Here is a 19,114-nt window from a genome sequence, read left to right as displayed (position 1 = left end):
AGCCCGAAGATTAACCCGGACGGCGCCTTCCGCGCCGGCACTCCATCGCGGATCAGGCGTCGAACAGCTTGCCGGGATTCAGGATCCCGTTCGGATCGAACACGCGCCGGACCCCGCGCATCAGCGCGATTTCGGCCGTGCCGCGGGTACTTTCCAGGTAGGGCTTCTTGACCAGGCCGATCCCGTGCTCGGCCGAGATGCTGCCGCCATGCGCCTTGAGCGCCTGCGCCAGCAGCTTGGTCACCTGCTCGCACTGCTCCAGGAAATCGGCATCGGAGGTCCCCTCGGGCTTGAGCACGTTGATGTGCAGGTTGCCATCGCCGATGTGACCGAACCAGACCACGTCGAAATGCGGGTAGGCCTCGCCGAGCAGGGCCTGGGTCTGTGCGAGGAACGCCGGCATCGCCGAGATGCGCACCGAGACATCGTTCTTGTAGGGCTTGTAGCGCGCGACCGCCTCGGTGATGCCCTCGCGCAGCCGCCACAGCTGCTGGGCCTGGGCATCGCTCTGGCTGATCACGCCGTCGGCGACCCAGGCGCGCTCCATGCAATGCTCGAACGCCGCCATCGCCGCGGCCTCGGTCGCCTCGTCGTCGCTGGCGAACTCGGTCACGACGTAGAACGGATACTCCTCCTCCAGCGGCTTCTGCGCGCCATGCGCGAGCACGTGTCGCAAAGCGCGGTCGGTGAAGAACTCAAAGGCTTCAAGGCGCAGGCGGCCACGGAACTCGGCGAACACCTGCATCAGCACCTCGAACGAGGGCAGCGCCAGCAGCATCACGTTGGTCGGCGGCGGCGGGTCGGTCAGGCGCAGGATCGCCTCAACGACAATACCCAGCGTGCCTTCCGATCCGATCAGCAGCTGCCGGAAATCGTAGCCGCTGGAATTCTTGACCAGCGCGCGGTTGAGCTCGAGCACCTCGCCCTCGCCGGTGACCACGGTCAGTCCGGCGATCCACTCGCGCGTGTTGCCATAGCGGATCACCCGTATGCCGCCCGCATTGGTGGCGATGTTGCCGCCGATCGAGCACGAGCCGCGCGCGCCGAAATCCACCGGATAGACCAGCCCGTGTTCGCGCGCGGCGTTGTGCACCGCCTCGAGCACCATGCCGGCCTGCACGGTGAGAGTGCGGTCGACGGCGTCGAAGCCGAGCACCTTGTTCATCCGTTCGAGGCTGAGCACCAGTTCGCCGTTCGCGGCGACCGCGCCACCGGACAGGCCGGTGCGGCCTCCCGAAGGCACCACCGCCACCCGGTGACGGTTGGCCCAGCGCACCACCGCCTGCACTTCCTCGACCGTGGCCGGCAATGCGATCGCCAGCGGCGCCGGGGTCCAGCGCCGGGTCCAGTCGCGGCCGTAGTGCTCGAGGTCGGCGGCGTCGGTCTTCAGGCGCAGGTCGGGCAGCGACTGCTGCAGTTCGGCCAGGCGGGAATCGGTCATGGGAAGCGGCTTGGATCGTGCGTGCGGGAGCGCGCAAGCGTGCCAGCGACGGCGCAGTGCGTCCAGCACGGACGCCCAACCGGGAGCCCGCTCCGGGCCCGGTTTCAGGGGCAACCTTCGCGGGCGTGCGATTGACGTCGATCACCGCACACGGTGTTCCGCAGGGCCAGCGAAAACGCGATGACGCACTGCGGAAAAATGGCACCGCATCTGGCATAGTTCCCGGCTCCCGCCACGATCGCCGGAAGCCGACGCGCATGTCGCCCAAGAAGACCTCCTATCCCAAGCAGGACATCCGCGTATTGCTGCTGGAGGGCGTCAGCCAGAGCGCAGTGGAGACCTTCCGCGCCGCCGGTTACAGCCAGATCGAGTTCCACGAAAAGTCGCTGCCGGAGGACGAGCTCAAGGCACGGATCGCCGAAGCCCACATCGTCGGCATCCGTTCGCGTAGCCACCTCAGTGCCGACGTACTGGCCGAAGCCAAGCGCCTGATCGCGGTGGGCTGCTTCTGCATCGGCACCAACCAGGTCGACCTGGACGCGGCCGAGCTGGCCGGCATCCCGGTGTTCAACGCGCCCTACTCCAACACCCGCAGCGTGGCCGAGCTGGTGGTCGCGCAGGCGGTCCTGCTGATGCGCGGCATCCCGCAGAAGAATGCCGAGTGCCACCGCGGTGGCTGGTCCAAGTCGGCCGCCGGCAGCCACGAAGTGCGCGGCAAGACCCTGGGGATCATCGGTTACGGCCACATCGGCACCCAGGTCGGCGTGCTGGCCGAGGCGCTGGGCATGCAGGTGATCTTCCACGACATCGAGGCCAAGCTTTCGCTCGGCAATGCGCGCGCGGCGATCGGCCTGGACGACCTGCTGTCGCGTTCGGACGTGGTCACCCTGCACGTGCCGGAGACCGCGGCGACCAAGAACATGTTCGCCGCCGCCCAGATCGCGGCCATGAAGCGCGGTGCACACCTCATCAATGCCTCGCGCGGTACCGTGGTCGACATCGACGCGCTGGCCGCGGCGCTGGCGTCCGGGCATGTCGGCGGCGCGGCGGTCGACGTGTTCCCGGTCGAACCCAAGGGCAATGCCGATGCCTTCGTCTCGCCGCTGATCGGGCTGGACAACGTGATCCTGACCCCGCACATCGGCGGCAGCACACTGGAGGCCCAGGAGAACATCGGCGTGGAAGTCGCCGCCAAGCTGGTCCGCTACAGCGACAACGGCAGCACCCTGTCGGCGGTGAACTTCCCCGAAGTCACCCTGCCCGAGCACGAGGACAGCCTGCGCATCCTGCACATCCACCGCAACGTGCCGGGCGTGCTGTCGAAGATCAACGAGATCTTCAGTCGCCACGCGCTCAACATCGACGGCCAGTTCCTGCGCACCAACCCGAAGGTCGGCTACGTGGTAATCGACGTGGCCGCCGACGAGGCCCAGGGCGCGGCGTTGCGCGAAGAACTGTCCGCCATCCCCGGGACGCTGCGAACGCGCGTGCTGTACTGAGCGCAAGCACGCCAACGCCGGGCTACCCCGCCGCCCTCTAGAGCCGGGCCTGCCCCGCTTGGATCAACCGTGCCGGCGCGGCACTACCGGGACAGCCATTTAGCGACCATGCGCCGCATCGACTCGTCGCTGCCGGGATCGCTCCCCAGCGCCGCCACCTCGCGCCAGGCCAGGTCGTGCGACTCCTCGCTGACCACGAAGCGCTCGTCGGGCCCGGCCCGGACGACGTAGCGCACGTCGTAGTGCCAGTGACCGGGGACCGCGCCGCGTTCCGGGATCCAGTGCCGGTCCAGGTCGAAGATGGCTCCGTCGTCCAGATGCAGGCCCGGCACGCCGGTCTCCTCCTCCGCCTCGCGCAGGGCCACCCGGGCCAGGTCCACGTCGCCATCGGCATGCCCGCCCGGCTGCAGCCAGCGGTCCAGCTTGCGGTGGTGGGTGAGCAGGGTCCTGCGCCCGTCCAGGCTGACGACCCAGGCCGATCCGGTGAAGTGGCCGGCCAGGCGCTCGCGGACGAAGGGGTCCTGCGGGTCTTCCAGCAGCGCGAGGAAGCCATCCACGACCGCGGCCTCGTCCGGCCAGCGATGCCCGTAGTCGCGCAGATCGCCGCGGATGTCCCGGTGCTGCATCAAACCTTCCTTGCGCGGGGCTGCCGCAGTCCGTTCCCGGCCGTTTCCGCCGCAGCACAGCTTGTGATCGCCCCGGGCGTTTGGCAAGGTACGGCGCTTGGGCCGTCCGCCGGGGGCGACAGCGGCGACCACACCACAGGCACATCGGACGGCCGCTTTCCGGGGAAAACCACGCAATGTCCAAGGGTCTATTCATCGTCAAGCCGGTCGAACCGGCCGGGCACGTCGATGCGGGCGAACCGGTCGAGGGCAGCCTGCAGGGCGAAGCCTCGCTCAAGCGCACCCTGACCGCCCGCCAGCTGGTGCTGCTGGGCGTCGGCGCGGTCATCGGTGCCGGCATCTTCGTGCTCAGCGGCCATGCCGCGGCCGAGCATGCCGGTCCTGCGGTGGTGCTGAGTTTCATCATCGCCGGCATCGCCTGCGCGCTGGCCGGCCTGTGCTACGCCGAGTTCGCGGCGATGCTGCCGGTCTCCGGCAGTGCCTATTCCTACTCGTACGCGACCCTGGGCGAATTCGTCGCCTGGTTCATCGGCTGGAACCTGGTGCTGGAATACATGTTCGCCGCCTCGACCGTGGCGGTGGGCTGGTCGGGCTACCTGAACAGCCTGCTGACCACGCTGGGCATAGGATTGCCGGCCTCGCTGGCGGCCGCGCCGCTGAACGTGGTCGACGGCGCGCTGGTCTACACCGGCGGCCTGATCAACCTGCCGGCGGTGGCGATCATCGCCGCGGTCAGCGGCCTGTGCTACGTCGGCATCACCCAGTCGGCCTTCGTCAACTCGATCATCGTGGCGATCAAGGTCACGGTGATCGTGCTGTTCGTGGCCTTCGCCGCGCAGTACGTGAACCCGGACAACTGGGTGCCGTTCATCCCGGAGAACGAGGGCCCGGGCAAGTACGGCATCGACGGCATCATCCGCGGCGCCTCGGTGGTGTTCTTCGCCTACATCGGTTTCGACGCGGTCTCCACCGCCGCCGGCGAGGCCAGGAACCCGCAGCGCGACATGCCGATCGGCATCCTCGGCTCGCTGGTGGTGTGCACGATCATCTACATCATCATGGCCCTGGTCCTGACCGGGCTGCTGCCGTACACGCAGCTGGGCACGCCCAAGCCGGTGGCCACCGCGCTGGAAACCTATCCGTCGCTGGCCTGGCTCAAGCACATCGTCGAGATCGGCGCGATCGCCGGCCTGTCTTCGGTGATCCTGGTGATGCTGATGGCTCAGCCGCGCATCTTCTACTCGATGTCCAAGGACGGGCTGCTGCCGAAGTTCCTGGCCAAGGTCCACCCGAAGTTCCAGACCCCGTACGTGGGCACGATCCTGGTCGGCATCTTCGCCGCGCTGTTGGCCGGCTTCCTGCCGATCGGCCTGCTCGGTGAGCTGGTATCGATGGGCACCCTGCTGGCCTTCGCGACCGTGTGCATCGGGATCGTGATCCTTCGCCGTACCCGTCCCGACCTGCCGCGCCCGTTCCGCGTACCGCTGTACTGGCTGATCGCCCCGCTCGGCGCGGCGGCCTGCCTGTACCTGTTCTGGCAGCCGTTCCGCGCCCACTGGCACCTGATGGTGGGTTGGACCGCCATCGGCATGGTCATCTACTTCGCCTACGGCTACCGCCACAGCAAACTGCGCAACGGCGGCTGAGGCCGACGCCACGCCACGCGGCCGGCCCCAGCGCCGGCCGCTTCGTTTCCACACCCGGGCTGCCAGGCCAAGGTCCACCACTTCCAAGGGCAGGCGCAGATGAGCGCAACCTCCGCACGCAAGATCGGCCCGGTCCTGGCGACCTTCGTGGTCGCCAACAACATGATCGGTTCGGGCTTCTTCCTGCTGCCCGCGACCCTGGCCAAGTCCGGCGGCGTGACCGCGCTGGCCTGGCTGCTGTGCACGGTGCTGGCGATGATGCTCGGCAGCGCCTTCGCGCGCCTGGCCAAGCATCATCCGAACCTGCAGTCGCCGGACGACTACGTGCGTCCCTCACTGGGTCGCGATGCCAGCTTCCTGGCCACGACCATGTACTGGGTCTCGTCGTGGATCGGCAACAACGCCATCGCCGTGGCCGCGTTCGGCTACCTGGTGATCCTGCTGCCGATCGAGGACAGCCCGGGCGTGCGCCTGGGCGGGCAGATCGCGCTGATCTGGCTGATGTTCGCGCTCAACCTGCTCGGCCCGCGGCCGATCGCTCGCTTCCAGTCGATGTGCGTGGTGCTGGGCCTGCTGCCGGTGGCGGTGATCCTCACCGCCGGCTGGGCGCATTTCGACCCGACCCTGTATCGCGCCGCCTGGAACGTCTCCGGCCAGTCCGACCTGAACGTGGTCATGCATTCGCTGGCTCCGATCTTCTGGGCCTTCGTCGGCCTGGAAACCGGTGCGATGGTGGCCGGCGTGGTCGACGACCCGGACAAAAACGTGCCGCGCGCGACGCTGGGCGGAATTGCCATCGCCGGCGTCGTGTACCTGGTGTCCTCGGTACTGATGATGGGCATCGTGCCGGTCAGCGCGCTGGCCGACTCCAGTGCACCGTTCGCCCTGGTCGCCGGGCAGATGTTCGGCCCCTGGGCGGTGCCGGTGATCGCCGCCGCGGCCGCGCTCAAGGCCAGCGGCACGCTCGGCGGCTGGATGCTGGTGACCGGTGAATCCGGCGCCCGCGCAGCGCAGCGCGGCTTCCTCCCTTCGATATTCGGCCGGCTGCGCGCCAACGGTTCGGCCGCGACCGGCCTGTTCATCATCGCCACGATGATGACCCTGCTGGCCGTGCTGACCCTCTCGCCGACCGTGTCCGGCCAGTTCGAGACGCTGATCGAGATGGTGGTGATCCTGGTGGTGATGGCCTATGCCGCCGCCGGCCTGAGCCTGCTGCTGGGCACGCCCGAACGCCCGGCGACCCGCCGCGAACGCGTGCTCGGCATGGGCGCGCTGGTGGCCTGCGGTTTGCTGGTTTATTCCACGCCGGGCAAGACCCTGATCGGCGGATTGGTGATCGCGCTGCTGGCCTGGGCCGCCTATCGCGGCTTTTCGCGCCGGCTGCCATCGCCCGCACGCTAAAATGCCGGCATGAACAAGCCGAAGCTGCCCTACGATCCCGCGCTTCTGCGCAAGCGCGCCGAATCGATCATCAGCAACGTGCGCGAGCTGGCGCAGCTGGGCTGGACGCCGGCTACCAGCAGCAACTTCTCGCAGCGGCTCGACGGCGCGCATGCCGCGATCACCGTATCCGGCCGCGACAAGGGACGGCTGGTCGAGGACGACATCATGGTCGTGGATTTCGACGGCCGCGCCGTCGGACGCCCGCTGCGCCCGTCGGCCGAAACCCTGCTGCACACCCAGCTGTACCGGAGGTTCCCGGAGATCGGCTGCGTCCTGCACACCCATTCGCCGGTGCAGACCATCGCCTCGCGCCTGTATGCCGGCCAGGGCCACGTGCGGCTGGAGGGCTACGAGCTGCTGAAGGCGTTCGAAGGCAACAGCACCCACGAGATGGCGATCGACGTGCCGGTGTTCGCCAACACCCAGGACATGGACGTACTGGCCGCGCAGGTCGACGCCCTGCTCGACCGGCAGCCGCTGTGGGGCTACCTGATCGATGGCCATGGCCTGTACGCCTGGGGCCGCTCGATGGCCGAGGCCCGACGCCACCTGGAGGCCTTCGAGTTCCTGCTCGGATGCGAGCTGGAGCTGCGCAAGCTGGGCGCGCGCGGCTGAACTCATGCCCCTCGGCGGCGCTGCGTTCCACCGCCGTTATCAGTCCCGCAACTGGCGACTGGTAACCTTGGCGGCCTACGCGGCGCCCGCGCGCCCACGCAGGTGAGAACACCAGGTGAAAACCCCATGAGCCGACTTCGCATCTTCGACGAGAACGACCCCGGCCAGCCCCTGTTCGACAGCCACGACGGGGCGGCGATCACCGCCGAGCTGGAGAAGATCGGCGTGGCCTTCGAGCGCTGGCAGGCAAGCCAGGCGATCGCCCCGGGCGCCACGCCCGAGCAGGTCATCGACGCCTATCGCGCCGACATCGACCGGCTGGTGGCCGAGCGCGGCTTCAAGACCGTGGATGTGGTCAGCATCGCGCCGGACAACCCCAACCGCGGCGAGATGCGCAAGAAGTTCCTCGACGAGCATTTCCACAAGGAAGACGAGGTCCGCTTCTTCGTCGCCGGCTCCGGCCTGTTCACCCTGCACGTGGACGGCAGGGTCTACGAGATCGAGTGCGTGAAGGACGACCTGATCGCCGTGCCGGACGGCACCAGGCACTGGTTCGACATGGGCGAGTCGCCGAGCTTCGTGGCGATCCGTTTCTTCACCGAGCCGGACGGCTGGGTCGGCCACTTCACCGGCACCGACATCGCGCAGAAGTTCCCGCGCTACGCTCCCGCAACGAACTGAGCCGCAGCCCTCGTCCGTCACCCCTCCCCGGAGGGGCGCTCTCTTTGCAGTCCCGGCAGGCCACCATGACCCGCGCCATCCTCACCGACATCGAAGGCACCACCAGCAGCATCTCGTTCGTGCGCGACGTGCTGTTCCCCTACGCGCGCCGCGCCCTGCCCGCCTTCGTCGCCGAACATGGCCGCGAGCCGGAGGTGCGACGCTGGCTGGACGCCGTGGCCACCGAGGCCGGCGGCCTGTGCCAGGACGACATGATCGTGGAGACGCTGCAGGGCTGGATCGACCAGGACCGCAAGCACACCGCGCTCAAGGCCTTGCAGGGGCTGGTATGGGAAGCCGGTTACCGCAATGCCGACTTCACCGCACCGGTCTATGCCGACGCCGCCCCGACGCTGCGGCGCTGGCACGCGCTGGGCCTGCCGCTTTACGTCTACTCGTCCGGCTCGGTCCCCGCGCAGAAGCTGTTCTTCGGCCACAGCGACGCCGGCGACCTCACCGGGCTGTTCTCGGGCTGGTACGACACCGAGATCGGCGGCAAGCGCGAACCGGAAAGCTATGTGCGCATCGCCGCCGCGATAGGCGAGCCCGCGCACGAGATCCTGTTCCTGTCGGACGTGGTCGAAGAACTGGATGCCGCGCGCAGCGCCGGCCTGCACACGGTGCTGGTCGACCGTATCGAGGACTATCCGCAGCCGCGCCATGGCGACACCGCGCACGGGCACGCACGCGTGGCCAGCTTCCTCGACATCGAGCTGCCGCTCTAGACGATGCAGGCTCCCCGCAACGCCACGCTGGCCGGCCTGCTGGCGATCCTGCTGTGGTCCTCGCTGGCCCTGCTCACCGTCGCCACGGCCGGCCTGCCGCCGTTCCAGGTGCTGGCAACCGCGTTCGCCGTCGCCGGCGTGCTCGGCCTGCTGCGCGCTGGTGCGCGCGGTCGCGCAGGCTGGGCCGAGCTGCGCCAGCCGGCCTCGGCGCTGGCGCTGTCGACGACCGCACTGTTCGGCTACCACGCGTTGTACTTCATCGCGCTCAAGCGTGCGCCGGCGGTGGAAGCGAACCTGCTCAACTACATGTGGCCATTGCTGATCGTGGTCTTCGCCGGTTTCCTGCCGGGCGTGCGCATCCGCCCCCTGCAATGGGTCGGCACGCTCATGGGGCTGGCCGCCGCGGTGCTGCTGGTCACCGGTGGAAACAGCCTGGACGTCAGCGCCAGCCACCTGCCCGGCTACCTGGCCGCCCTGACGGCCGCGGTGATCTGGGCCGGCTATTCGGTGCTCAACCGCGCCATGCGCAGGTGCCCAGTGCCGCGATCACCGTGGCCTGCCTGCTGGTCGCCCTGCTGGGCGCAGGCGTGCACCTGCTGTTCGAGCGCAGCGTGGCGCCCACGCCGGGGCAGTGGCTGGCATTGCTGGCGATGGGTGCAGGACCCACCGGCGCGGCTTTCTGGCTGTGGGATACCGGGACCAAGCGCGGCGACATCGCCCTGCTCGGCAGCCTGTCGTACCTGGCACCGCTGCTGTCGACCGTGCTGCTGGTGCTGTCCGGACAGGCGCAGGCGCAGCCGGTACAGGCGCTCGCCCTGGTCCTGCTGCTGGCCGGCGCGTGGTTGAGCACCCGCTCGCGCGGCGCAGCCTGAGAACGCGCCGCGCTTTCACCCGGGCCGGCGAGCCTGGCTGGACTGCACGCCACGCAACAACCCGTATCCGATCGCGCGCCACTTCGCGCAATCCACGCCAGCCAGCCACCGGGGGGTTGGCTTCATGCGATCCGGCATTGCCCGCGTTCTAGTCCGCGCCAGCGTCCTGCAAGGTGTAGCTGGTGGTGGCCGTCGCTTCGCCCTGCCAGCGATCGAACGCACGTACCTCGACCCGATGCCCGCCCGTCGCCAGGTCGGTCGCCAGCGCACCCCGCCACAGATGGGTGGAGTCCACCGCCTCGGGCGAGCGATCGAACCCGCGCAAGGGGGTGGCCAGGTCGTCGGCCACGTTCTCGACCAGCAGGCGCGGGTCGGCGCGTTCCACCCGGCGCATCGGCTTCCATTGACCGCCATCGATCCGGTACTCGACCCGCGTATCGGCGTCGCCCATGAACACGTTCGCGAACACGCCCCAGGCCGGATAGGCGCCCCGTCGCAACACGCGCGGCGCATGCAGCGCCATCGACTGGTTGAACGCCGGCGCAGCCGCAGGCATCCGTGCCGGATGGAAGGCGAGCGCGTAACCGCCATCGTCGTGCACCGACAGCAGCCCATACCCGTTCGGCGTGCCGTCGGCCATGGTCGCGTCCGGAATCCCCGCCGCGTCCGGCGCGCCGGACCAGAAGGCACCGCACGCGGCGCCGACGTTGTACTCGTGCAGTGGCGCGGCGCCCTGCCAGCCGTCCCGGGCCGTGTGCCAGTAGTGCTGCTGGTGGTGGCTATGCCCGCTCAGCAGCAGCAGGCGCGGATGGTCCTTGAGCAGAGCGAACAGGCGGGCGCGGTCGGCGGCACGGAAGGTTTCGCGGCCACCGGTATCGAACACCGGGATATGCATGCCGAGCACCAGCAGTCGCCCGGGCGGCAGCTGCGCCAGGTAGTTCTCGATGAAGCGGAACTGGTCCTCCCTCAGGCCACCGATGTAGCCGGGGCCCGTGCCCGGCTGCACGACCACGTTGTCCAGGAAAACGAACGCCGCATTGCCCTCCTCCACCGCGTAGGTGTCCGGCCCGTAGACCGCTTTCCAGCTGGCGAGCGACGCGGCGTCGCCGGTCGCGCCCGGATCGACGTCATGGTTGCCCGGCACGTGGAACCAGGGAACGCCCAGCCGTGCGGTCACCGCGTTGAGCGCGGGATAGAGCTGGATCTCGTCGTCGACCAGGTCGCCCAGGGTCATGCCCAGCGCTGCGTCATGCCGGCCGATGATCGGCTCGACGATGTCGCGCCGGTAATAGTCGATGTCGCGCGCGCCCTTGACCTGGGTATCGGTGAACAGCAGCACCTGGAACCCATCCATGGACTTCGCCGGCGCGGCGGGCAGTGCTCCTTCGAGCAAACCGAAGTCGACGCCTGCCCGCTCGCTCGCCTGCACCGTCGCCGGGATGCGCCGCCAGAACGCCGGCAATCCATCGGCACCGGCGATGAAGCGATGCGCGGCCGGCTTGACCACGAACACCGCCTGTCCGGGCTCGAACGGGATCGTGTAGCGGCCCTGCGCATCGGTGCGCACGATGTCGCTGCCATTGGAGACCGCCACGGCCGCCACGCCCGGATCACCGGGACCACGCCCGGCCCGCCCGTCGCGCTCGAGATAGACGTGGCCCGATACGGTCGACGCCATCGCGGCGGGCACGGCGGCAACCGGCGCGGCAAACGCACAGGCCAGCAACAGGGTGGAGACGGAACGCATCGGCAAGGTCGCACTCGGGGAAGACCCCGGGATTGTAGGAGCCGCCCCCGCTGGCGACCACCGCACCTGTGCACGTCCGCGCCGGATGCCTCAGGTCTTGTGGCGCTGCTCCAGCACCTCGACCGCATCGGCCAGCGAGAGGCCCCGCGAATGCAGGAGCACGGTCAGGTGATAGATCAGGTCCGCCGATTCGCCGAGCAGGTGCTCGTCGTTCTGGGACACGCCGGCCAGCGCGGTCTCCACGCCTTCCTCGCCGACCTTCTGCGCGATCCGGCGCACGCCGGCCTCGAACAGGCGCGTGGTGTAGCTGCCTTCGGGCCGTTCGCGCGCGCGCGTGGCGACCAGCGCGTCGAGTTCGCCGAGGAAGCCGACATCAGGCGCCGCCATGGCATCCGCCGCGGGCGCGGCAAGCGCCGGCGCGTTCTCGAAGCAGCTCTGCCGTTGCAGGTGGCAGGTCGGGCCACGTGGCCGGGCCAGCACCAGCAGCGTGTCCGAATCGCAATCGGCGCTCACGTCGACGAGCTCCAGTACATGGCCCGACGTTTCGCCCTTGGTCCACAGGCGTTGCCTGCTGCGGCTGTAGAAGGTGACCAGGCGGTTGACCAGGGTGGCGCGCAGCGCGTTGCGGTCCATGTAGCCGAGCATCAGCACGCGCAGGCTGTCGGCATCCTGGACGATGGCCGGCAGCAGGCCATCGCCCTTGTCCCAGTCCATCGCCTCGGGCAACAGGTTCGGACTGCGCGGCACGCGCGAAGGTTCGATGGAGGGATCAGGCATTGCGCACCTCGATGTCCCGCTCGCGCAGGAATCGCTTGAGTCCGGGGATGGGAATGGCGCCGCTGTGGAACACGCTGGCCGCCAGCGCGCCATCGACGTCGGCCTGTTCGAACGCTTCGGCGAAATGGACCGGTTCGCCCGCCCCGCCCGAGGCCACCAGCGGCACGTGGCACAGGTCGCGTGCCTGGCGCAGCTGCGCGATGTCGTAGCCGCGGCGCACGCCGTCGCTGTCCATGCAGTTGAGCACGATCTCGCCGGCGCCCAGGTGCTGCGCCTCGACGATCCAGTCCAGGGTGCGCACCGGCAGCGCACGAGTGCGGTCCGGATCGCCGGTATTGGTGCGCACGCGCCACTGGCCGTCCGCCTCGCGGATCGAATCGATGCCCACCACCACGCACTGCACGCCGAAGGCATCGGCCAGTTCGGCGATCAGCGCCGGGCGCTCCAGTGCCGGCGAGTTGATCGAGACCTTGTCGGCGCCCGCGTGCAGCACCCGCCGCGCAGTCTCGACATCACGGATGCCGCCGGCGACACAGAACGGAATGTCGATCAGCCGTGCCACCCGCTCGACCCAGGCATGGTCGACCGAGCGCCCTTCCGGGCTGGCGCCGATGTCGTAGAACACCAGTTCATCGGCGCCCTCGTCGCGGTAGCGCAGGGCCAGTTCCACGATGTCGCCCATGTCGACGTGGTCGCGGAAGCGCACGCCCTTGACCACGCGACCGTCGCGCACGTCCAGGCAGGGAATGATCCGACGGCTCAGCATGACGGCGCCGCCTCCTCGGCCAGGGCATCACCCAGTTCCAGCCGCCCCTCGAGCAGGGCCCGGCCGAGCACGGCGCCCGCGCAGCCGGCCAGGCGCGCATTGCGCACGTCGGCCGCGTCGCGCACGCCCCCAGAGGCCTGCACCGCCACGCCGGGCGCCAGCGCGCGCAGGTGCAGGTACAGGTCCAGGTTGGGTCCGGACAGCATGCCGTCGCGGGCGATGTCGGTGCACAGCAGGTGGCGCAGGCCGGCACGCAGGTAATGCGGCAGCAGTCCATCGAGCGTGGCGCCGGCGGTCTCGGTCCAGCCATGCACCGGCAACGTCCAGGTTCCGTCGGCATCCTGCCGGGTATCCAGGGCGACGGTGATGCGCTCGCCTCCGAACTCGGCCAGCCACGCGGCGACCGTATCGGGCTCGCGCACGGCCAGTGAGCCCACGACGACGCGCGCAGCGCCGGCGTCGAGGATCTTCGCCACGTCTTCGCGCGAACGCACGCCGCCTCCGGTCTGCACCTGCAGGCCGGTCTCGCGGGCGATCGCGTCGAGCAGCGGCAGCAGCGTGTAGCCGCCGGCCTTGGCGGCATCCAGGTCCACCAGGTGCATCCAGCGCGCGCCGGCGGACACGAATGCCGATGCGCGCGGCAGCGGGTCGTCGCCGTAGGTGGTTTCGCGCGCGTAGTCGCCCTGCGCCAGCCGCACCACGCGGCCGCCGCGCAGGTCCAGCGCGGGGTAAACCGTGAATCCGCCCATCAGAAATCCATCTCGACGAAGTTGCGGAGGATGCGCGCGCCGGTCGCGGCCGAGCGTTCAGGGTGGAACTGCGCGCCGCACAGGCGGCCGCGCTGGACCACTGACGAGAACAGGCTCCCATGATCGGTGGCCGCCACGGTGTCGGCTGTGATCGGTGCCGCATAACTGTGGACGAAATAGGCGCTGGCGCCTTCGGCGACGCCGTCCAGCAGCGCCGACCCGCGCATCGTGCGCAGCCCGTTCCAGCCCATGTGCGGCACCCGGATACCCGGCGCCAGCGGCAGCTTGCGGACCACGCCCGGCAGCAGGCCCAGGCACTCGACCCCACCTTCCTCCGAACGCTCGTACAGCAGCTGCATGCCCACGCATACGCCCAGCAGCGGTGCCTCCAGGCCGCGCAGCACCTGCACCAGGTCCAGCGCATGCAACCGCCCCATCACCTGCGCCGCGGTGCTCACGCCGGGCAGCACCACCCGGTCGGCGGCGCGGATCGCCTCGGCATCGACGGTGACCTCGGGTTCGATTCCCAGCCGGTTCAACGCATAACGGACCGAGCCCAGGTTCGCACCGCCGGCATCGACCAGGGCCACGCGCATCACAGCGCTCCCTTGGTCGAGGGCAGCTCGGCGCCCTCGCGGCGGATGGCTTGCCGCAGCGCGCGCGCCAGCGCCTTGAAGCTGGCTTCGACCTTGTGGTGGTCGTTGTCGCCGGTCACGGCGATGTGCAGGTTCATGCCCGAGGCATCGCACAGCGAGCGGAAGAAGTGCGGCACCAGCTCGGTCGGCATGTCGCCCACCCGCTCGCGCTTGAACTGGCCTTCGTAGACCAGGTACGGCCGCCCGCTGAAATCCAGTGCCGCGCTGGCATGGGTCTCGTCCATCGGCAGGGTGAAGCCATAGCGGCCGATGCCGCGCTTGTCGCCCAGCGCCTCGCGCAGCGCCTGGCCCAGGGCCAGGGCGGTGTCCTCGATGGTGTGGTGCTCATCGATGTGCAGGTCGCCTTCGGCCCGGATCTTCAGTTCGAAACCTCCGTGCTTGCCGATCTGTTCGAGCATGTGGTCGTAGAACGGCAGCCCGGTGTGGATTTCCGGTTCGGCGACGCGGTCCAGGTCGACCTCGACCCGGATCCGGGTCTCCTTCGTATTCCGCTGCACGACCGCGCGGCGCGGCGCGTCGGCCAGCTCGTGCGCGATCCCGGCCCAGTCCCACTCACCGCCGAACTGCGTGGTCCGCAGCTGGAAGGCACGGATGCCGAGGTTTTCCGCGAACTGGTTGTCGGTGGGGCGGTCGCCGACCATGGCCGAACGCTTCCAGTCGATGCCGCGATCCTGGATGTATGGCAGGACCAGGCCGATGCCCGGCTTGCGGGTGGGCTTGTTCTCGTGCGGCCAGCTGGCGTCGATCAGCACGTCGCGGAACACGATGCCCTGGCTTTCGAACACCTGCATCATCAGGTTGTGCGGACCGTCGAAGCTGGACTGCGGATACCCCTCGCTGCCCAGGCCATCCTGGTTGGACACCATCACGAACCGCCAGCCGGCGTCGCGCAGCTTCAGCAGCGCGGGGATCACTCCCTGCACGAAGCGCAGCTTCTCGTAGGCATCGATCTGGAAATCCGCCGGTTCCTCGATCAGGGTGCCGTCACGGTCGATGAACAGGATCGGGGTCATGCAGCGGCTTCCTTGGCATCCAGCGCGGCCAGCACGCGGTCGTTCTGTTCGGGGGTACCGATGGTGATGCGCAGCGCATCGGGCAGTTGCGGCGCGGCGCGCTGGTCGCGCACGACCACGCCGGCCGCCAGCAGGCGGGCGAAGGCCGCATCGGCATCGGCGAAGCGGACCAGCAGGTAGTTGCCGTCAGAGGGATGCACGCGGACCACGCCGGCCAGGGTGGCCAGCGCGCGTTGCAGGCGCACGCGCTCGCTGCGGACCTGATCCACGCGCGCGGCGGTGCGCGCCAGCGCTTCTTCCGACAGGGCGGCTGCGGCGAGCTCGGCGCACGGCGCCGGCACCGGATACGGCGCCTGGCAGGCGCGCAGGACGCGGACCAGTGCTGGGTGGGCGATCAGCACGCCGATCCGTGCGGCCGCCAGCGCGTGCGCCTTGGACAGGGTGCGCAGCACCGCCACGTTCGGATGCGTGGCCATCAGCGTCGTCGCAGAAGGCTGGTCGGAGAACTCGCCGTAGGCCTCGTCCACCACCACCAGCGCACGGCCATGCAGGCGCCGAGCCAGTGCGGCGATGCCGTCGAGCGGCACGCTGGCGCCGGTCGGGTTGGAAGGCGAGCACAGGAACACCAGCTTTGCCGCGCCCTGCTCCGCCGCGCGCGCGACCGCCTCCAGATCCACGCCGAAGCCGGATTCGCCCTCGACCAGCGGCACTTCCAGCAGCGGCGCGCCCTGCAGGCGTGCGCTCACCGCATACATGCCGAACACCGGCGGCGTCACCACGACCGCATCACGACCCGGCACGCACAGCACGCGCACGAGCAGGTCGATCGCCTCGTCGCTGCCACGGCCGATCAGCAGCCGTGACGGATCGCAGGCGTAAAGGCGAGCCAGCGCATCACGCAGCGCCGGCGGTTGCGGATCGGGATAGCGACGGCTGCCGCCGCCCGCGTCGGCGGGATTGGCCCAAGGGCTTTCGTTGGCGTTGAGCCAGACCTCGCCGCGCAGGTCGTGCGTGCGCGCCGAAGCGTAGCCGCCGAAGCCACGCAGGTCCTCGCGGACCAGCTGCAACAAGCTGTTGTCATCGGCGCTCATGCGGCCACCGCCTTCAGGCGCAGGACGACCGCATTGGCGTGCGCATCGAGCTGCTCGGCGCGCGCCATCGTGACCGCGCAATTGCCGATCCCGGCGATTCCTTCGGGCGTGGCCGCCTGCACGCTGACGAAATTCTGGAAGCTGGCCACGCTGACCCCGCTCCATGCACGCGCCGCGCCGCTCGTCGGCAGCACGTGGTTGGTACCGCTGCAGTAGTCGCCCAGCGCCTCGGGGGTCCAGTCGCCCAGGAACACCGAACCGGCGGCCTCGACCCGCTCCAGCCACGCGCGCGGTTCGCGCAGGGCCAGGATCAGGTGCTCGGGCGCGTAGGTGTTGCTGATCGAGAAAGCTTCCTCCAGCGAATCCACCAGCACCAGGCGCGAAGCCGACAACGCCCTGGCCGCGATCGCCGCACGCGGCAACGCCGCCAGCTGCTCCACCAGCCTGGCCTCCACCTGGTCGATGAAAGCGGCACTGTCGGACAGCAGCAGCACCTGCGAATCGGGCCCGTGCTCGGCCTGCGACAGCAGGTCCGCGGCAACGAAACCCGCATCGGCGCCTGCATCGGCGATCACCAGCACTTCCGATGGGCCGGCTGGCATGTCGATCGCCGCCGCGCCGGACTGCGCGACCTGGCGCTTGGCTTCGTCCACGTAACTGTTGCCCGGTCCGAAGATCTTGTCGACCCTTGGCACGCTTTCGGTACCGAAGGCCAGCGCGGCGATCGCCTGGGCGCCGCCGAGCTTGAACACGGAACCGACGCCGCACAGTTTCGCCGCCACCAGCACCGCCGGATCGGCCGTCCCGTCCGTCCGCGGCGGCGTGCACAGCACCACCTGCCGGCAACCCGCCAATGCGGCCGGCACGCACAGCATCAGCGCCGTCGAGGGCAAGGGTGCGCTGCCGGCGGGCACGTACAGACCTACCCGTGGCACCGGCCTGATCATGCGTTCGCAGACCACGCCGGGCGCGGTTTCGATCGCATAAGCCGAGGCCATGCCGGCGCGGTGGAAGGCCTCGATCCGCGACTTGGCGTCGAGCATGGCCTGGCGCAGCTCCACCGGCACCACCGCTTCGGCGGCAGCGAACTCCCCGGCCGAAACCTCGAAGCGATCCAGTTCGACCCTGTCGAAGCGCGCGGTGAATTCGCGCAGCGCCCCATCGCCACGCTGGCGCACGGCGTCGAGCACTTCGGATACGGCACCGCGCGTGGCCTCGGCCACGACCTGCGCCGGACGGGTCAGCGCGCGATCGCGCTGCGACGCGTCCAGCGTCGACCACTGCAGCCGATTCCAGGCAGGAGCGCTGCCGGTCCCGATGGAATCCGTGGAAGCGGTGGCGCTCATGCCAGCGACCTCTCCACCGCCAGCACCATCAGGCCACGCGCGCCTGCGCGCTCGAGTTCTTCCATCTGCTGCCAGCTGACCGCGCCTTCGCACATCGTCTGCAACGACAGCACGCCGTTGCCGCCGGGCAGCTGTACCAGGGGCCCCGCGTCCTGCAGCAGGCGCTCCAGCGCCGGCAGCGAATCGCGTTCGGCGCTGAACATCAGCAGCTTGCGGTCCTTGAGCTGGAGCACCCCGTCGACACGGCGCAGCAGCATCTGCGCCAGGCCGACGCGGGCATCGTCGAAACCCGAGGCCGGACCGGCCAGTACCGCCTCGCTGTCGAGCAGGTTCTCGACCGGCTTCAGGTGGTTGGCGGCGAGCGTGCCGCCGCTGGACACCAGGTCGCAGATCAGGTCGGCCGTTCCCAGCCGCGGCGCGATCTCGACCGAACCGGACAGCTCCACCACCTGGGCGTCGATGCCCTGCCGTTCCAGCCAGCCGGCAAGGATCGCCGGATAGCTGGTGGCGATGCGCAGGCCCTGCAGCTGGGCCGGACCGGTCCATTCCCATTCCTCCGGCACCGCCAGCATCAACCGGCACTGGCCGAAACCCAGCCCGCGCAATGCGCGGTAGGCCGGCGCGAGGCCGTTGCGGGCACGTTCGCCCGCCTGCTCCTCCAGTTCGTTGCGCCCGACCACGCCCAGGTCGCAGACGCCGTCGGCGATCAGGCCGGGGATGTCGTCGTCGCGCACCAGGAGCAGGTCCACCGGCAGCGACTCGCCGTAGCAGAACAGCTTGTCGCGGCTCTCGCGCCAGCTAAGACCGCAGGCTGCCAACAGCGAACGCGCCGGCTCGGCCAGGCGGCCGCTCTTCTGGATCGCGATGCGCAGCCGGTCGCGTGGAGCGGTGGCCAGGGGGGGAGTCATGGCGTGTCCTTCGCGCAGGCGGCGCGGGCTTGGGGCATCGAAGCCAGGGAATAGCCGCCGGCGCCGCGCTCCAGCGTGCGCGCGACCCGGCCGATGGTGGTGACGCTGACCTGGGTCAGGTCGTGGATTTCGCGGTACGGCATGCCCTGCTGCAGGAGGGGCACCACCCGCCAGCGATCGGTCATCGCTTCGAGCTCGGCCGGAGTGCACAGGTCCTGCAGGAAAGCACTGACCGCCTCCGCGTCGTCCAGCCCGGCCAGCGCCCGCGCCAAGGCCCCGAGCCTTCCCTCGGTGTCGTCACCGTGTTCCTGTGTTCGCCGCTTCATGGGAATCAATGTATTAATGCGTTAATACATTAGACCAGCCTGCCCCGTGCCCGGTCAAGCCCGCCGCCGTTACACTGCCTCACCGCCAGACCGGCGGCTGGGGCGGGCCTTCCCGGGGGACGCATGGAGTTGCGGACATTCGCCAGAT

General features: G+C 69.5%; 19 protein-coding genes and 1 pseudogene. 8 read left to right on the top strand and 12 right to left on the bottom strand.

Going from position 1 to position 19,114, the window contains the following annotated elements:
- Nucleotides 1-52: 52 nt before the first annotated feature.
- Entirely contained in the window at nt 53-1,441 is a 1,389-nt protein-coding gene (locus tag CSC65_RS03870; protein WP_162408669.1) for an FAD-binding oxidoreductase, read from the bottom strand.
- Between the two features lie 257 nt (nt 1,442-1,698).
- On the opposite strand from CSC65_RS03870, the gene serA reads away from it, so the two are divergent.
- Nucleotides 1,699-2,940, top strand: coding sequence for a phosphoglycerate dehydrogenase (gene serA, locus CSC65_RS03865; protein WP_162408668.1), 1,242 nt, complete (start codon nt 1,699-1,701; stop codon nt 2,938-2,940).
- 83 nt (nt 2,941-3,023) lie between these two features.
- Here the strand turns inward: serA and CSC65_RS03860 are convergent, their stop codons facing one another.
- Nucleotides 3,024-3,566, bottom strand: a complete 543-nt coding sequence (locus CSC65_RS03860; protein WP_162408667.1) for an NUDIX hydrolase — start codon at nt 3,564-3,566, stop codon at nt 3,024-3,026.
- 176 nt (nt 3,567-3,742) lie between these two features.
- Between CSC65_RS03860 and CSC65_RS03855 the strand changes: the two genes are divergently transcribed.
- From CSC65_RS03855 to CSC65_RS16115, 7 genes and pseudogenes are all read left to right on the top strand, one after another.
- A complete protein-coding gene (locus CSC65_RS03855) occupies nt 3,743-5,212 on the top strand; it encodes an amino acid permease (protein WP_162408666.1) in 1,470 nt (489 codons plus the stop codon).
- A 99-nt stretch (nt 5,213-5,311) separates the two neighbouring features.
- Nucleotides 5,312-6,613, top strand: a complete 1,302-nt coding sequence (locus CSC65_RS03850; protein WP_162408665.1) for an amino acid permease — start codon at nt 5,312-5,314, stop codon at nt 6,611-6,613.
- Nucleotides 6,614-6,622: 9 nt separating this feature from the next.
- Nucleotides 6,623-7,270 (top strand): methylthioribulose 1-phosphate dehydratase, encoded by a 648-nt coding sequence (locus CSC65_RS03845; RefSeq protein WP_162408664.1) that lies wholly within the window; start codon nt 6,623-6,625, stop codon nt 7,268-7,270.
- Nucleotides 7,271-7,396: 126 nt separating this feature from the next.
- Nucleotides 7,397-7,951 carry a 1,2-dihydroxy-3-keto-5-methylthiopentene dioxygenase gene (locus CSC65_RS03840; RefSeq protein WP_162408663.1) on the top strand — a complete coding sequence of 185 codons (555 nt, stop codon included), beginning with the start codon at nt 7,397-7,399 and terminating at the stop codon, nt 7,949-7,951.
- Nucleotides 7,952-8,016: 65 nt separating this feature from the next.
- Nucleotides 8,017-8,715, top strand: a complete 699-nt coding sequence (gene mtnC / locus CSC65_RS03835; protein WP_162408662.1) for an acireductone synthase — start codon at nt 8,017-8,019, stop codon at nt 8,713-8,715.
- Nucleotides 8,716-8,718: 3 nt separating this feature from the next.
- Nucleotides 8,719-9,120 (top strand): annotated as a pseudogene (locus CSC65_RS16345) (EamA family transporter); the annotation flags it as partial.
- Nucleotides 9,121-9,245: 125 nt separating this feature from the next.
- Nucleotides 9,246-9,587 (top strand): EamA family transporter, encoded by a 342-nt coding sequence (locus CSC65_RS16115; RefSeq protein ID WP_202922823.1) that lies wholly within the window; start codon nt 9,246-9,248, stop codon nt 9,585-9,587.
- 148 nt (nt 9,588-9,735) lie between these two features.
- Here the strand turns inward: CSC65_RS16115 and CSC65_RS03825 are convergent, their stop codons facing one another.
- The 10 genes from CSC65_RS03825 to CSC65_RS03780 form a co-directional block, all read right to left on the bottom strand.
- The gene (locus CSC65_RS03825; protein ID WP_162408661.1) at nt 9,736-11,334 is read right to left on the bottom strand and encodes a calcineurin-like phosphoesterase C-terminal domain-containing protein; all 1,599 of its coding nucleotides are present in this window, start codon (nt 11,332-11,334) and stop codon (nt 9,736-9,738) included.
- A gap of 90 nt (nt 11,335-11,424) precedes the next feature.
- Nucleotides 11,425-12,048 (bottom strand): bifunctional phosphoribosyl-AMP cyclohydrolase/phosphoribosyl-ATP diphosphatase HisIE, encoded by a 624-nt coding sequence (hisIE, locus tag CSC65_RS03820; protein ID WP_202922831.1) that lies wholly within the window; start codon nt 12,046-12,048, stop codon nt 11,425-11,427.
- Between the two features lie 55 nt (nt 12,049-12,103).
- Complete coding sequence (gene hisF, locus CSC65_RS03815; RefSeq protein ID WP_162408659.1) at nt 12,104-12,877, bottom strand: imidazole glycerol phosphate synthase subunit HisF; 774 nt, start codon at nt 12,875-12,877, stop codon at nt 12,104-12,106.
- Entirely contained in the window at nt 12,871-13,626 is a 756-nt protein-coding gene (gene hisA, locus CSC65_RS03810) for a 1-(5-phosphoribosyl)-5-[(5-phosphoribosylamino)methylideneamino]imidazole-4-carboxamide isomerase (RefSeq protein ID WP_162408658.1), read from the bottom strand. Before hisA ends, hisF begins: the two co-directional genes overlap by 7 nt.
- Entirely contained in the window at nt 13,626-14,225 is a 600-nt protein-coding gene (gene hisH, locus CSC65_RS03805) for an imidazole glycerol phosphate synthase subunit HisH (RefSeq protein WP_162408657.1), read from the bottom strand. The genes hisA and hisH overlap by 1 nt, the downstream gene beginning before the upstream one ends.
- Complete coding sequence (hisB, locus tag CSC65_RS03800; RefSeq protein ID WP_162408656.1) at nt 14,222-15,295, bottom strand: bifunctional histidinol-phosphatase/imidazoleglycerol-phosphate dehydratase HisB; 1,074 nt, start codon at nt 15,293-15,295, stop codon at nt 14,222-14,224. The genes hisH and hisB overlap by 4 nt, the downstream gene beginning before the upstream one ends.
- On the bottom strand, nt 15,292-16,386 hold the full coding sequence (gene hisC / locus CSC65_RS03795) for a histidinol-phosphate transaminase (protein ID WP_162408655.1): 1,095 nt from the start codon (nt 16,384-16,386) through the stop codon (nt 15,292-15,294). The genes hisB and hisC overlap by 4 nt, the downstream gene beginning before the upstream one ends.
- On the bottom strand, nt 16,383-17,732 hold the full coding sequence (gene hisD, locus CSC65_RS03790) for a histidinol dehydrogenase (protein ID WP_162408654.1): 1,350 nt from the start codon (nt 17,730-17,732) through the stop codon (nt 16,383-16,385). The genes hisC and hisD overlap by 4 nt, the downstream gene beginning before the upstream one ends.
- Nucleotides 17,729-18,640, bottom strand: a complete 912-nt coding sequence (gene hisG, locus CSC65_RS03785; protein WP_162408653.1) for an ATP phosphoribosyltransferase — start codon at nt 18,638-18,640, stop codon at nt 17,729-17,731. Before hisG ends, hisD begins: the two co-directional genes overlap by 4 nt.
- Nucleotides 18,637-18,966, bottom strand: coding sequence for a YerC/YecD family TrpR-related protein (locus tag CSC65_RS03780; RefSeq protein ID WP_162408652.1), 330 nt, complete (start codon nt 18,964-18,966; stop codon nt 18,637-18,639). The genes hisG and CSC65_RS03780 overlap by 4 nt, the downstream gene beginning before the upstream one ends.
- Between the last annotated feature and the right edge of the window lie 148 nt (nt 18,967-19,114).

The sequence above is a fragment of the Pseudoxanthomonas daejeonensis genome, assembly GCF_010093205.1.
Taxonomy (GTDB): domain Bacteria; phylum Pseudomonadota; class Gammaproteobacteria; order Xanthomonadales; family Xanthomonadaceae; genus Pseudoxanthomonas; species Pseudoxanthomonas daejeonensis.
The sequence above is the reverse complement of the archived record's forward strand: the minus strand, read 5'-3'. Positions and strand labels throughout refer to the sequence as shown.